This window comes from Rathayibacter sp. AY1D1 (assembly GCF_002932635.1).
Taxonomy (GTDB): domain Bacteria; phylum Actinomycetota; class Actinomycetes; order Actinomycetales; family Microbacteriaceae; genus Rathayibacter.
In genome coordinates this window covers 25,697-40,918 of record NZ_PSVY01000012.1, presented here as the reverse complement: position 1 = coordinate 40,918, position 15,222 = coordinate 25,697, and the positions used below count along the sequence as shown (strand labels likewise).

Below are 15,222 nucleotides of genomic sequence, written 5' to 3'. Positions count from 1 at the left end.
CCCGATGCGCGCAGTCGCCTCCACGGCGATCGGCGCCCTCCTCGCGGCGGGCCTGCTCGCCTCCGGCGCGGCTCCGGCGACCGCGGCCGGCGCCTGGTCGCCGAAGGCCTCCTACACGTCGACGGACCGCGGCGACGGCACCTACTCCGTGCCGCTGCTGAACGCCGACGTGCCCGACGTCAGCGTCGAGCGCGTGCCCGCGTCCGAGAACGACGAGGGCCGCGACATCTACTACATGATCAGCACCACGATGCACCTCAGCCCGGGCGCCCCGATCATGAAGTCCTACGACCTCGTCAACTGGGAGATCGTCAACTACGTCTTCGACCGGCTCGAGATCGGCGACCGCTTCTCGCTCCGGAACGGGCAGAACTCCTACGGCAACGGCCAGTGGGCCTCGTCGCTCCGGTACCACGACGGCCGCTACTACGCGGTCTTCAACACCAACAACCTCGGCGGCTCCTACCTCTACTCGACCGACGACATCGAGGACGGAGCCTGGACCCGCACGGCCCTCGGCCGCGCCTTCCACGACCCGTCGCTCTTCTTCGACGACGCGGACGGCGGCACGCCGTACATCTTCTACGGCTCCGGATCCACCAGCGCCGTGAAGCTGAGCGAGGACCTGACGACCGTCGTCGCCGAGTACCCGAACATCCTCCGCACCTCGGACTACCCGGGAGCCGGCTACCTCGGCGGCCTGTTCGAGGGCGCGCAGGTGCAGTACATCGACGGGCAGTACTACATCGTCATCATCACGTGGCCCTCGGGCCAGGGCCGCCAGGTGGCGCTGTTCCGCTCGTCCGAGCTGCTGGGCCGCTACGCGACCGCCGACGGCAGCAACCCCTACGAGGGAAAAGGCGTGCTGAACTCCAGCGGGTTCGCCCAGGGGAGCCTCGTGCCGATCGCGAAGGAGGACGGCTCGACCGCCTGGCACGGCATGTTCTTCCGCGACAGCTTCCCGACCGGCCGCATCCCCGGGCTCATCCCGGCGACGTGGAAGGACGGCTGGCCGACGTTCGGGACGAACGGCTCGGTGCCGGTGGGCGGGAGCTTCCCGAAGCCGATCCGCCTCAGCCCCGAGGAGGAGCTGTTCGAGCGGCAGAAGAGCATCGTCGTCTCGGACGACTTCGACAACGACGCCCCGGCGAAGGCCTACCAGGACGAGTCGTGGACGATCCCGCCCGCGCCCTCCTACGACGCGTCGCTGCTCGGCGTGCAGCTGCTCCAGAACCCGGGAGCGGAGTCGGGGACGGCGCCGTGGGCAGGCCAGTTCGGCGCGACGCTGTCGGCCGACACGACCGACCCGGCGTCCGGCACCGCCGCGCTCCGCGTGGGCACCCGCACGCTCAACGGCTCAGGCCCGAGCCAGGTGCTCGCGAACAAGCTGCAGCGCGGCGTGACCTACACCGTGTCCGCGAAGGTGAAGTACACGACCGGCCCCGCGTCGGTCCGCTTCAACCTCTGCGCCGACTTCGGCGCGGGACCCGTGACGATGGCCTCCGCCGCCGTCACGCAGGGGCAGTGGACGACGATCACGGGGACCTACACGGTGCCCGAGACCGCGAACGTCGGCAGCGTGAAGTTCGCCGTCGAGACGCCGTGGGGCAATCCGCAGCCGGCGTCCTCGAGCACCGAGTACCTGCTCGACGACGTCTCGCTCGTCGGCGCCGCTCCCACCCTCGAGCGCCCGACGGCCGCCGAGATCGAGCCGAACGGCTCGACCCTCGCCCTCCCCTGGCAGTGGAACCACGCCCCCGACAACCGCTACTGGTCGCTGACCGAGCGCGAGGGCTGGCTCCGCCTCACCAACGGGAAGGTGCTCAGCGGAACGGCCGCGCACACGCGTCTCTCGGGCTCGCCCGAGATGACGTACCTGGAGGAGGCGCGCAACACGCTCTCCCAGCGCATCGTGGCTCCGAAGCAGTCGGCGGAGGCGGCGTTCGACGTCTCCGGGATGAAGGACGGCGACGTCGCCGGCCTCGCGGCCTACAACCGCGGCTTCTCCTACGTCGCGGTCAAGCGCGTGGACGGCGTCACCACCGTCGGCGTCGTGAACCGCAGCCAGCCGTTCGCGACCACGTTCGACCAGGCGGCCGTGGAGTCCTTCCTCCCCGGCACCACCGCCGCCCTCGGCGACGCCTCGCAGGTGCGCCTGAAGGCCGACCTCGAGCTCTCGGCCCCGGCCGGACAGCTCTGGACGACCTTCTCGTACAGCCTCGACGGGACGAGCTGGACGAAGCTCGGCAGCCGCGTCGGCCCGCAGACCCTCGACGGTCAGCTCACGCACTTCATGGGCCACCGCCTCGGGCTGTTCAGCTACGCGACGAAGACCGCCGGCGGCCACGTCGACGTCGACGAGTTCCTCCTGAGCGACACCCTCTCCTCGGAGGGGAAGGCGCTCGACCGCTCGCAGCTCGACGCGGCCGTCGCTCACGCGGCGACGCTCCGCTCCGACGACTACCCGGCCGACGCCTGGTCCGACCTCCAGTCGGTCCTCGCGAAGGCGCAGGCGGTCGGCACCGCGGGAACGCAGAACCAGATCGACGCCCCGGAGCGCGCGCTCAGCTACCAGCTGGCCCGCCTCGGGACGCTGAAGGAGGCGTCGCTCGACGTGACCGCCGCCGCCGCGACCCGCTGCATCGCGGGGAAGGTCGTCGTGACCGTGCGGGCGACCAACGCCGACGACGTGCCCGTCGCCCTCCGGATGGAGAGCGCCTCCGGCACGAAGACGGTCGCCGCGCTCGCACCCGGCGCCACGACGAGCCACGCCTTCACCACGCGGGCGGCCTCGGTCCCCGCCGCCGAGGTGGTCGTGACCGCGACCGCCACCCTCGACGGCGAGCCGGTGACGACCACGGTGAGAGCGCCCCACCCGGCCGCGTCCTGCGGCTGAGCACTCCGGGGGCGGCCCGCGCGGCCGCCCCCGCCCCCGAACGCGTCAGCGGCACCCGTCGCCGACGATCTCCTGCACGACACGATCAAGGAGGATCCGTGAGATCACCACAACGAGAAGCCGCTCCGAAGGGGCGGTTGCGGCTGAGGCTGCTGGCCACGGCCGCGCTGACCGCGCTCCTGGTGGCCCCCTTCGCCGCCCAGACCTCGTCCGCCGCTGAGGCGGAGCTCATCGTCAACGGCGGCTTCGAGAGCGGCATCAGCAGCTGGTTCGTCAACAACGGCAACGCCGCCGACGCCGGCACCATCGCGACGACCACGGATGCGCGCACCGGCACCGCCGCAGCGCTCGTCACCGGCCGCACGACCACCGGCGCGGGCGCCATGCAGGACCTCAGCGGCAAGGTCGTCGCCGGCCAGACCTACCAGGTCAAGGCGCAGATCAAGTACGAGAACGCCGCGAGCCCCGCGACCAAGCAGTTCTTCGCCACCATGCACTACGGCGGAGGCACCTACACGAACCTCGCGAGCGTCACCGCCACGAAGGGGCAGTGGGCGACGATCAACGGATCGTTCACCATCCCCGCCGGGCAGAGCGTCGCGACCGCGCGCCTCTTCTTCGAGACGCCGTGGACCGCGACTCCCTCGGCCGCGCCCGAGACGCACCTCATGGACTACAAGCTCGACGACGTCTCGCTGGTCGGAGCGGCGCCGCCCGCGCCCGCCTCGCGCACCATCGAGGTCGTGGGCAAGATCCCGGGCGACCACAACCCGCTCATGGGCTGGAAGTTCGGCGCCGACGGCTTCGGCTTCGTCGAGAACGGCCGCGTGTACATGTACATGACGAACGACACCCAGGGCTACGCTCCGAACCCCGCCACGGGCGTCTCGGCGGGCATCGACTACGGCAAGATCAACCAGATCACCGTGATCTCCTCGGACGACCTCGTCAACTGGACCGACCACGGCGAGATCCAGGTCGCCGGCTCCACCGGAGTCGCGCCCTACACCGGCAACTCGTGGGCTCCCGGCATGGCGAAGAAGACCGTGAACGGCGTCGACAAGTACTTCCTCTACTACGCCAACGGCGGCGGCTCCAGCAACGTGATCACCGGCGACTCGCCGGTGGGCCCGTGGACCAGCCAGCGGACCTCCACGCTCATCAACGCGTCCACCCCGGGCGCCGAGGCGGTCGCGTGGAAGTTCGACCCGGCACCGCTCGTCGACGACGACGGCCAGGGCTACCTGTTCTTCGGAGGCGGACCCGCCTCGACCGCGCTCCCCGCGGCCGAGCGTTTCAACAACCCGAAGAACATCCGCGTGATCGAGCTCGGCGACGACATGATCTCGACCCAGGGCACTTCCGCCGTCGTGGACGCGCCCGTCGCGTTCGAGGCGGCCCAGGTGTTCAAGCGCCAGGACAAGTACTACCTCTCGTACTCGTCCCACTTCGGCGGCAACGACTTCGGCGGCAACCAGACCCGCGAGCCCGGCTACCCGGGCGGCGGCGAGATCGGCTACATGATCTCGGACGACCCGATGTCCTGGCCCAAGGAGAATTACGCCGGCGTGATGTTCCCGAACCAGAGCCGCTTCTTCGGAGCCGGCACCGGCGGCAACAACCACCAGTCGGTCTTCGAGCTGGGCGGCAAGTACTACTTCACCTACCACGCGCCGACGCTCAACAAGCGGATCAACGGCGACACCACCCAGGGGTACCGCAGCCCGCACATCCAGGAGCTGCAGTTCAACGCCGACGGCACGGTGCAGCAGGTGGTCGGCGACTACAAGGGCGTCGACCAGGTGAAGGACTTCGATCCGTACCGCACCTTCCCGGCCGAGACCATCGGCTGGAGCAAGGGCATCGCGACGGCACCGCTCGGCACCCCCGCCGCGGGCGCGACCCAGAACCTCGTGCTGAAGGACCTCGACAACGGCGACTGGACCGCGCTGTCGGCCGTCGACTTCGGGGACACCGGAGCCGCGACGTTCACCGCGAAGGCCAAGGCGCTGCAGGCCGGCGGCACCGTCACCGTCCGCCTCGACTCCGAGACCGGGCCCGTCGCGGGCACCGTCGCGGTGAACGGGACGACCGGTGAGTGGACCGACGTCAGCGCAGCGCTGACCGGAGCGACCGGAGTGCACGACGTGTTCTTCAGCTACTCCGGACCCTCCGGCGACCTGTTCGAGCTCGACACCTTCGCCTTCACCGAGGGCGAGGCGGCTCCGGCACTCGACATCACGGCGAGCGCGGCGACCCGCTGCATCGCGGGCAAGGCGATCGTCACCGTCCAGGCGAGCAACGGCTCCGACGTCCCCGTCGGCGTGACCTTCACGTCGACGTCCGGCACGAAGTCGTTCACCTCGGTGGCGCCCGGCAAGACCGTGTCGCACGCCTTCACCACCCGTCAGGCGAACCTGCCCGCCGGTGCGGTGACCGTCGAGGCCACGGCCACGATGAACGGCGCCCCCGTCGAGACGGAGGTGAGCGCTCCGTACGCGGCGCGCCCGTGCTCGTAGCGCACGGCTGAACCACCGGGGAGCGCCCCCGGCCCTGCGGGGCCGGGGGCGCTCCTGCGCGTGCGGGGGAGATCTCGATACGCCTCCGGGGCTGCTCGATCAGCATGTTCGCCGTACTGCTGGTCGAGCAGCGGCGCCTCGAGACCCCAGCTCGGTCAGCGGGCGTCGGCCAGGCGCATCGTTCCGCCGGCCTGGGCGGCGAAGGCGCGGGCGGTCGCCGCGATGGTGCGCTGCATGACCCGCGCCGCGGCGGTCGGCGCGAGGTCCGCCGGGCGCGCAAGGCTGATCGTCCGGGTCAGGGTGGGCTTCTCGAGCGTCGGCTCCTCGAGGCGGATCGAGCGCAGCCCCGGGCGCCCCTGCAGCACCATCGCCGGGACGACCGCGACGCCGAGGCCCCGCTCGGCGAAGCGCAGCACCGCGTCCATCTCGGCGCCCTCCAGCACCACGTCCGGCTCCAGGCCCGCGGCGGCGAACGCGGCGTCGGTCGTGCGGCGCAGGTCGTAGCTGGAGTTGAAGACGATCTGCGGGAGGCGGGCGACCGCCGCCAGGTCGAGCGCACCGGTCGCGGCGAGGGGAGGCTCCGCGGCGGAGGAGACCACGACGAGCTCCTCGACGAGCAGCGGCGTCACCGTGAAGGCGCCGGGAGCGGCCGCGGTCGAGGTCGTCACCAGCGCCAGGTCGAGCTCGCCCCGTGCCAGCCGGTCGAAGAGGCTCCGCGACCCGTCCTCGGCGAGGTGCAGCTCCACGGCGGGATGCGCGGAGTGGAACGCGTGCAGCACCTCCGCGACGAGGCTGATGCAGAGCGTCGGCGTCGCGCCGAACCGCACCCGGCCGCGCTCGAGTCCGGCCAGCTCGGCCAGCTCGCGGCGCACCGATCCGGCGTCGGCGAGCATGCGCCGGGCGAGCGGCAGCAGCAGCTCCCCGGCCGGTGTGAGGGTGCTGCCGGAACGCGCCCGGTTGAAGAGCTCGGAGCCGAGGTCCTGCTCCAGCGCGGCGATCCGGCGGCTCAGCGAGGGCTGCGCGAGATGCAGCTCCTCGGCGGCGCGGGTGAAGCTGCCGAGGCGGGCGACCTCGATGAATCCGGTGAGCTGCTCGAGATCCACATGCATACCCTATGCGCATGGCCGTGCCCAGCATTATGCATTGGAGTAATCGAAGTGCCGTGCCTAGCGTGGAGGCATGACCACTTCAGAGACCACCGCACCGGAGCGCCGGATCTCCACCTCCGTCCTCGTCATCGGCACCGGCGGATCGGGCCTGCGCGCCGCGATCGAGCTCGCCGAGGCGGGCGTCGACGTCCTCGCGCTCGGCAAGCGCTCGAAGTCGGACGCGCACACCTCCCTCGCCGCCGGCGGCATCAACGCCGCCCTCGCCACGATGGACCCCGACGACAGCTGGCAGCAGCACGCGGCCGACACCATCACCGAGTCCTACCAGCTCGCCAACCCGCACACGGTCGAGATCGTCACCTCCAACGCCGCCCGCGGCATCCAGGACCTCGAGCGCTACGGCATGCCGTTCGCCCGCGAGGACGACGGCCGCATCTCGCAGCGCTTCTTCGGCGCGCACACCTACCGCCGGACCGCCTTCGCGGGCGACTACACCGGCCTCGAGATCCAGCGCACGCTCGTCAACCGGGCCGCCCAGCTCGAGATCCCGATCCTGGACACCGTGTACGTCACGCGCATCCTCGTCAACGAGGACGGAACAGTGTTCGGCGCCTACGGCTTCGACCTCGTCGACGGCACCCGCTACCTGATCCACGCGGATGCGGTGATCCTCGCCGCGGGCGGCCACAACCGCATCTGGCGCCGCACCTCCTCCCGCCGCGACGAGAACACGGGCGACTCGTTCCGCCTGGCCGTCGAGGCCGGCGGCCGCCTGCGCGACCCCGAGCTCGTCCAGTTCCACCCGTCGGGCATCATCGAGCCCGAGAACGCGGCGGGCACGCTGATCTCCGAGGCCGCGCGCGGCGAGGGCGGCATCCTCCGCAACGGCCTCGGCGAGCGCTTCATGGGCAAGTACGACGCCGAGCGCCTCGAGCTCTCGACCCGCGACCGCGTCGCCCTCGCCTGCTACACCGAGATCAAGGAGGGTCGCGGCACGCCGAACGGCGGGGTCTGGCTCGACGTCTCGCACCTGCCGCGCGAGACGATCATGACCCGGCTGCCGCGGGTGTACCAGACGATGCTCGAGCTGCAGATGCTCGACATCACGAAGGACCCGATCGAGATCGCGCCCACGGCGCACTACTCGATGGGCGGGGTCTGGGTGCGCTCGGACGACCACAGCACCGACGTCCCCGGGCTCTACGCGATCGGAGAGGCCTCCAGTGGACTGCACGGCGCCAACCGCCTCGGCGGCAACTCGCTGATCGAGCTGCTGGTGTTCGGCCGCATCGTCGGGCAGGCGGCGGCGGAGTACTCCGCCTCACTGACCGCCCAGACGCGCTCGGCCGCGTCCGTCCAGGTCGCCCGCGACGAGATCGCCGGCCTGCTCGCGGCCGACGGCACCGAGAACGTCCGCGCCCTGCAGCGCGCGATCCGCAACACGATGACCGAGCACGCCGGAGTCGTCCGCGACGAGGAGGGCCTGCTCGCCGGGCTCGCCGAGCTGGACGCGATCGAGGCGCGCATCGCCGACATCGGCGTGCACCCGGACATCGCCGGCTTCCAGGACCTCGCCCACGCCTTCGACCTCAAGTCGGCCGCGATGGCCGCGCGGGCCACCCTCGAGGCCGCCCTCGAGCGCCGGGAGAGCCGCGGCTGCCACAACCGCAGCGACTACCCGGACATCGACCCGGCCCTCCAGGTGAACCTCGTCTGGTCGCCCTCCACGGGGATCACCCGCGAGGAGATCCCCGCGGTGCCGGAGGAGATCCAGGCGCTGATCAGCGGCGAGGTCGCCACCGCGGGCAAGCTGCTCGAGTAGCAGGAACCGCGAGGGCACGACGCCGGCTCCCTTCCGAGGGGCCGGCGTCGTGCTGTGCGCGGCGCTCGCCGTCCTGATCGTCACCGCTGACCCGCCGGCGCCGCGCCGGTCCACGGTGAAGCCGCGGAGCATCCGTCGAGGAGGAGCGGACGATGCAGCCCGGAGGCCGGCGCCCGCGTCCGCGCGGGAGGCGGCAGCGCATCCCCGCCGGACGCCCGGCCGCTCTCGACTCGCCGACGGCGCGGTCCTACAGTGGCTGCGACGACCCTCGACTCCCGCCGCGGGACCGACGGCGCCGTCGCGAGCGGAGGGAAGCCGTGTCCTCGACCGCCCCCGTGCCCGGAGCCGACGCCGACACCTCGACGAGGCTCCGCGACTTCCACCAGATCCTCCTCAACACCGCCGTCGCGAACGTGACGACGAGCTTCCTCTGGTTCGCGCTCACGTTCTGGGTGTACCTCGAGACGCGCTCCGTCCTGGCGACCGGGATCATCGGCGGCGCCTACATGCTGCTCGTCGCGGTCTTCGCGATGGCCTTCGGCACGATCGTGGACCGGCACCGCAAGTTCCGCGTCATGGTGTTCGCCGGCGCGGTCACGCTGGTGTCCTTCGGCGTCGCAGGCGGTCTCTTCCTCGCGCTGCCCGAGGCGGCGCTCCTGGACTTCCGCGCCCCGTGGTTCTGGGTGTTCTCGGGCACGATCCTCTTCGGCGCCGTCATCGAGAACATGCGCAACATCGCCCTGTCCACGACGGTGACCCTGCTGGTCCCGGTGGAGGGGCACGCCCGCGCGAACGGCCTCGTCGGCACGGTCCAGGGCCTCGCCTTCGTGGTGACGAGCGTCTTCAGCGGGCTCGCCATCGGCCTGCTCGGCATGGGGTGGACGCTGGTGATCGCGATCGGCCTCTCCGCCGCCGCGCTCCTGCACCTCCTCTTCCTGCGCATCCCGGAGGACCGGCCCGCACCGACGGGGGAGAGGGCGCCGCTGATCGATCTCCGCGGCAGCATCACCGCGGTGCGGGCGGCGACCGGGCTGTTCGCGCTCATCGTCTTCTCGACGTTCAACAACCTGATCGGCGGCGTCTACATGGCGCTGATGGACCCGTACGGCCTCGAGCTGTTCCCGGTCGAGCTGTGGGGCGTGGTGCTCGGAGTGACGGCGACCGGTTTCGTCATCGGCGGTCTGCTCGTCGCGAGGTTCGGTCTCGGGAGGAACCCGATCCGGACGATGCTGCTGCTCGTGATGGCGATGGGCCTGATCGGCGCGGTCTTCACCCTCCGCGACTGGTGGTGGCTCTACGCCGGCGGCATCTGGATCTACATGACCCTGATCCCGGCGGTCGAGGCCGCCGAGCAGACGGTGATCCAGAAGGTCGTCCCCTTCGAGACCCAGGGGCGCGTCTTCGGCTTCGCGGCGGCGTTCGAGTCGGCCGCCGCTCCGATCACGTCGTTCCTCATCGCCCCGATCGCCGAGTTCGCGCTCATCCCGTACATGGAGTCGCCGGCCGGGCGCTCGGCGTTCGGCGGGCTGCTCGGCGACGGCATCGGCCGGGGGATCGCGCTGGTGTTCCTGGTCGGCGGAGTCGTCATGATCATCGCGGCCGGCGCGGCGATGCTCACCCGCTCCTACCGCGTCATGTCGGCGCAGTACCTGCGGGAGGCCGCGGCGAGCGGGGAGGCGGAGCCCGTCCGCACGGAGGCGCCGGAGACGCACCGGACCGCGCCGAGCACCGTCGAGCAGAACCGCTAGCGCCCGCAGACGCCGCCCGTCATGCGCCTCCGGGGGGTCCGGCGGACCGGACGGCGCGGACACGAGGGGGACGTGCCGGACGCCCCCTCCCCAGGGTGCGGCGTCCGGCACGTCGGCTGCGACCACCCGGTCGAGGGGCCCTCCTCGACTCCCGAGCGCTCCGCTGCCCCGCGCCTCCGGAGGGAGACATCGGGGCATGCGGCGCCGGCGGGGGGGAGGGCTCTGGTTCCCCGCCCCGCCGGCGCCGGCCGCCCGCGAGGGGCGGCGAGGATGCTCGTTCGGGCGTGCCTCGAGTGACGGCTACATGCCGTCACTGAGCATGGACTGCACCAGCTTCACGTGGCGCTCGAGGTTCAGCTGGCTGAACTCGCTGTTGTAGTTGAGGCCGTAGTTCAAGATGTGACCCGGGGTGCACTGGATTGTCGCGTCCGGTCCGTCCCAGGTGCGCAGCAGTGCCAGGGCCGAGTCCCAGCTGCTGTTCTCGCAGTTCGTGTTGAAGGTGGTCGACGTGCCCAAGCCCACGGTGTGCGAGATCTCGTGCATGGCGGTGCCCTCCACCATGTAGACGCGCTCCTTGCCGAAGCGGATCTGGCCGTAGATGTTCGCATCGGCCGTCGGGGTTCCGGGGCTGTACGAGACGGTCAGGGAGCGGGAGATGTTGCTGAGGCGGTTGTAGCGCGCCACGGCGCGGTCCATCGCGTCGGTGATGCGGGCGTAGGCGTCGGCCTCGTCCGCGGTCGGGCTCGCGACGCGGTTCAGCGTCCAGGTGATCTTCTGCACGGTCGGATCGGTCAGTGCCCAGCGCTGGGCCTTGGAGCCGGTGCAGGTCCACTGCTGAATGGGGGAGCCGTCGATCTGGCGGAAGTCCTTGTTGTCGAGGCAGAGGTCGCTGTGCCGATTGGCGATCTCGGCGTAGCCTCCGCCGACGGAGGTGATCCGCCACTGCTGGGCGGTGCTGCCGTTGCAGCTCCACTGCCGCACCTCCGAGCCCGGAGTGGTGCCGAAGTCGAAGTTGTCGAGGCAGAGGTTGCTGAAGGTGTTCTTGATCTCGGCGTAGCCGGTGCCGAGGTCGGTGACCTGCCAGCGCTGGTTGCTCCCCTCGGTGCAGCTCCACTGCCGCACCTCGGCTCCGGGCTGAGTGCCGAAGTCGAAGTCGTCGAGACACATGCTGCTGTGCTGGTTGCGGATCTCCTGCGCCGATCCGAGGCCGACCGGGGCGGTGGCTGCAGAGGCGGGCGAGCTGATGCCGAAGGTCGTGATGCCGACGACGGCCGCGATCAGGGCGCCGATCAGGCGCTTGGAGGGGTGGGACTTCGTTGTCCGGGACATGGGTGCCTTTCACAGACATCCGGCGTCCCCGAAGGGACGCGGATGAGGGTCGCAGGAAGGAGCCGTGTCCGAAGGGATCGGAGCACGGCAGAGGATGCGCCGGAGCGACCGGGATGGTGATCCGGTCGTCCCGCCGCGGGACGCGTCAGCGCCGACGCTCCGAGTGGGATGGGAAGCTGATCACGACCTGCATGTTGACGTGGACAACCATCGACCGGTCGCGGAGCCGGTGTCAAGTGCCGGTCTCGAGCGGATCCGGTCCGAGCCCCGCCGGGCGAGGGTGATCCGTCCACGCGGATCCCCGTGCTCGCAGGGAGAGAGCGCTCACACCCGCCGTCGCTGCGGCATCGCCCGGGAATCCGCCATTGTTACCGTTAACAAAAGTCGGTACGGTGTCACCTGAAGTGGGCAAGCGCGTCCTCGCGCCTCGCGTCCCACTCCGACCGGTTCGAAGGCGAACCTGAGAGGAACGTCGATGATGACGACAGCACCACCCTCCCGCCGCACCCTCCCGCCGCAGGCCCACGCCCGGCCCCGATGACTGTCGGCCCGGCCGACACCTTCCACGCGGTGACCGCGGTCGGCGCCCGCAGCGCGCGACGTCTCGTCCTCGCACCCACGTCGACCTCCGCCTCCGGATCACGGGTCGCCAGGCCCGCGTCCCGGGCCGCCTTCCGGCGATTCCCTCCCCGCCAGACGGACGCCGGACTCACCACTCCGCCGGCCGATCGCGCGGGCTCCGTCCTCCCCCTCCGACCCCTCACCTGAAGGACCCCCCATGTCACGAACCCCCCGGCAGGAGCGCACCCGGCGCTCACGCCTCCCCCGAGCGGGCGCCGCGCTGACGCTCGCCATCGCCTGCCTCGGCGGCGTACTCGGACCGATCGGCGCCGCCGGCGCCGCAGAGACCGTCCCCGCTCCCGCGCTGCAGTACTCGTTCGACGGCATCGGCGCGACGCTCGCCAATGGAGCCGTCGTCGCCGACTCCGCTCCGGGCAACCACCCCGGCACCCTGATCAACTCCGGCGCGACCAGCGTCGCGGGTCCCTCCGGCGCCTCCACCGACCGCGCTCTCTCGCTCCCGGGCGGATCGAGCACGTCGGCCGCGCCGCACGTCCGGATCGCCCCGGGCCTGATCCCCGCCGGCACGCAGGACGTCACGATGTCCGCCTGGCTGCGCTGGAGCGGTGCTCCGGACTGCACCTGGCCCTTCACGCTCGGCTCCAGCGTCGACTCCCACGTCCTCTCCACCACGAAGTGCGGACCGGCCGGCTTCGGCGCGATCAAGAGCGGCTCCGAGGTGCGGGCCGCAGGCAACACTCCGGTCGCCGCGAACCGCTGGGTGCACATGGCGGTCGTCGTCAAGGGCGGTCAGTCGGTCTCGACCTACTTCGACGGAGCTCTCGTCGGCCAGGGCAGCACGACCTTCACCGCCGCGTCCGCGATCGGCACGTCCACGTTCTCCGGCTTCCTCGGCAAATCGTTCTACGGCGCGGACGCCTACTGGGCCGGTGCCATCGACGACATGCAGGTCTGGACCTCCGCGCTCACCGCCGGCCAGGTGCAGCAGAGCGCCGCATCCGTGCACTCGGTTCTCGCGAACCAGGACGCCGCCGTCTCGCTCGGCGACACCTCGAACGTGACCTCGAACCTCGCCCTCCCCACGACCGGCGCCAACGGCTCCACGATCACCTGGACGTCGAGCGCCCCCGGCGTCGTCAGCACCAGCGGCGTCGTCACCCGGCCCGCCGCGGGCAGCCCGGACGCCACCGTCACGCTGACCCCGACCGCCGTCCACGGCGGCATCGCCGTCGTCGGCCGTGCCACCACCGTGTTCGTCCCGGCGTACGCCGCCGGTGACAGCGCCGAGGCCGAGCTCGCCCGGGCCGTCGCCGACGGCATCAGCAACGATCCCGCTCTCGCCGGACCGGTGCGCGGCAGCCTGAACCTGCCCTCGACCGGAGCCGACGTCGCCGCCACCGCCGCGCGCGCGAACAGCTCCAGCGCCGTGGTCAGCTGGACCTCGTCGAACGAGGCCGTCATCACCTCCGCCGACAAGGGCACCGCGCCGAACGTCGTCGCGAAGGGCTCGCTCACGCGCCCGTCCGCCGACACCACCGTCACCCTCACCGCGACGGTCACGGTGCCCGGCACCACGCCCCTCGTGCGGACGCTCACGCGCACCGTTCCGGCCGCGGCTCCCGTGGCCGCGAGCGACCTCGACGCGTACCTGTTCGCGTACTTCACCGGCGACAGCATCGAAGGCGAGAAGATCCGCTTCGCGACCTCCGACGGCAACGACTCGCTCACGTGGAAGACCCTGAACGACGCCCAGCCGATCCTCACCTCCACCATGGGCACGAAGGGGCTGCGCGACCCGTTCGTCTTCCGCTCGAAGGAGGGCGACCGCTTCTTCCTGATGGCCACCGACCTCTCCGTCGGCACCACCGGCTTCGGCGGATCGACCAACCGCGGCAGCCGCTACCTCGAGATCTGGGAGTCCACGGACCTCGTCAACTGGGGCCAGCAGCGCCACGTCGAGGTCAACCTGCCCAACGCGGGCATGACCTGGGCACCGGAGGCCACCTACGACCCCACCATCGACGCCTACGTCGTCTACTGGACCTCGGCCCTCTTCACCGACAGCACGCGCAACGTCGAGGACGGCAACGGACCGCAGATCCTCACGTCCACCACCCGCGACTTCCGCGACTTCACCACCCCCGAGGTCTGGTTCAAGGCCGCTGACGTCCCCTCGCTCAACAAGAGCAACGGACTGATCGACGCCACGATGCTCAAGGACGGCGACACCTACTACCGCTTCACGAAGGCGACCCAGACCAGCGGCTGCCCCTCGCCCGACATCATCGGACAGAAGTCGACGAACCTCCGCGCCACCACCGCCTCCGGTGCGTGGAGCCTCATCGACACCTGCATCGGCCGCACCGCCGGAACGCCGGAGGTCGAGGGTCCCGAGATCTTCAAGACCAACGAGGGCGACCGGGCGGGGTACAAGTACTTCCTCTGGACCGACAACTACGGCGGACGCGGCTACATCCCGCTCGGCACGAACTCGCTCGAGGGCGACATCCAGTGGACGATCCCCAGCAGCTTCTCGCTGCCGACGTCGCCCCGCCACGGATCCGTCGTCTCCATCACTGCGAAGGAGCGCGACGGGCTCGCCGCGAAGTGGAACCCGTCGCTCCTGGTGACCTCGATCGACGCCGTGGCGCGGACCGTTCAGGCCGGATCGACCACCGTCGACCTGCCCGCCACGGTGGGCGCGACGTTCAAGGACGGCCACCGTGAGACGGTCGCCGTGACGTGGGCGACCGCCGATCTCAGCTCGCTGAAGAAGGCGGGCGACACCGTGCAGGTGCGCGGACAGCTCGCCAACTCGGCAGCGACGCCGGCCATCGCCACCATCACCGCCACGGCTCCTCCCGGACCGTCGCTGACGGCCTCGGCCGCGAGCCGCTGCGTCGCCGGCAAGGTGACGGTCACCGCGACCGGCACCAACACGAGCGGCTCCACGGTCGAGATGACCGTCGGCTCGCAGTGGGGGAGCAGGACCTTCGCCGGGGTCGCTCCCGGCAAGTCCGTGTCCGCCGCCTTCACCACCCGGGCGACCTCGGTCACCGCGGGCGAGGTGAGCGTCGCCTCGAAGGACGCGAACGGCACCAGGACGGCCACCGCGCCGTACTCGGCGCTCACCTGCCGCTAGGCCGGTGACAGGGGAGGGGCGGCGTCCAGCCGCCCCTCCCCTGACCTCCTCCGTTCCGGGGCCTCCGGCCACCGG

At 71.2% G+C, this 15,222-nt stretch carries 7 protein-coding genes; 5 read left to right on the top strand and 2 right to left on the bottom strand.

Annotation, left to right across the window (positions count from 1 at the left end):
* Window positions 1-4 precede the first annotated feature (4 nt).
* Together C5C56_RS09760 and C5C56_RS09755 are read left to right on the top strand one after the other, a co-directional pair.
* Window positions 5-2,896, top strand: coding sequence for a family 43 glycosylhydrolase (locus C5C56_RS09760; protein ID WP_258065649.1), 2,892 nt, complete (start codon window positions 5-7; stop codon window positions 2,894-2,896).
* Between the two features lie 98 nt (window positions 2,897-2,994).
* Window positions 2,995-5,415: a family 43 glycosylhydrolase gene (locus tag C5C56_RS09755; RefSeq protein ID WP_219812654.1), complete on the top strand. Its 2,421-nt coding sequence runs from the start codon at window positions 2,995-2,997 to the stop codon at window positions 5,413-5,415.
* A 155-nt stretch (window positions 5,416-5,570) separates the two neighbouring features.
* On the opposite strand, the gene C5C56_RS09750 is transcribed toward C5C56_RS09755, so the two are convergent.
* Entirely contained in the window at window positions 5,571-6,524 is a 954-nt protein-coding gene (locus tag C5C56_RS09750) for a LysR family transcriptional regulator (RefSeq protein ID WP_104319489.1), read from the bottom strand.
* Between the two features lie 70 nt (window positions 6,525-6,594).
* On the opposite strand from C5C56_RS09750, the gene C5C56_RS09745 reads away from it, so the two are divergent.
* Complete coding sequence (locus C5C56_RS09745; protein ID WP_104247858.1) at window positions 6,595-8,346, top strand: L-aspartate oxidase; 1,752 nt, start codon at window positions 6,595-6,597, stop codon at window positions 8,344-8,346.
* Between the two features lie 317 nt (window positions 8,347-8,663).
* Window positions 8,664-10,094, top strand: coding sequence for an MFS transporter (locus tag C5C56_RS09740; RefSeq protein WP_374953805.1), 1,431 nt, complete (start codon window positions 8,664-8,666; stop codon window positions 10,092-10,094).
* A 300-nt stretch (window positions 10,095-10,394) separates the two neighbouring features.
* Here C5C56_RS09740 and C5C56_RS09735 read toward each other — a convergent pair whose 3' ends face one another.
* Window positions 10,395-11,423: an RICIN domain-containing protein gene (locus tag C5C56_RS09735; RefSeq protein WP_104226029.1), complete on the bottom strand. Its 1,029-nt coding sequence runs from the start codon at window positions 11,421-11,423 to the stop codon at window positions 10,395-10,397.
* Between the two features lie 778 nt (window positions 11,424-12,201).
* Here C5C56_RS09735 and C5C56_RS09730 point away from each other — a divergent pair.
* The gene (locus C5C56_RS09730) at window positions 12,202-15,147 is read left to right on the top strand and encodes an immunoglobulin-like domain-containing protein (RefSeq protein ID WP_104319487.1); all 2,946 of its coding nucleotides are present in this window, start codon (window positions 12,202-12,204) and stop codon (window positions 15,145-15,147) included.
* Window positions 15,148-15,222 lie beyond the last annotated feature (75 nt).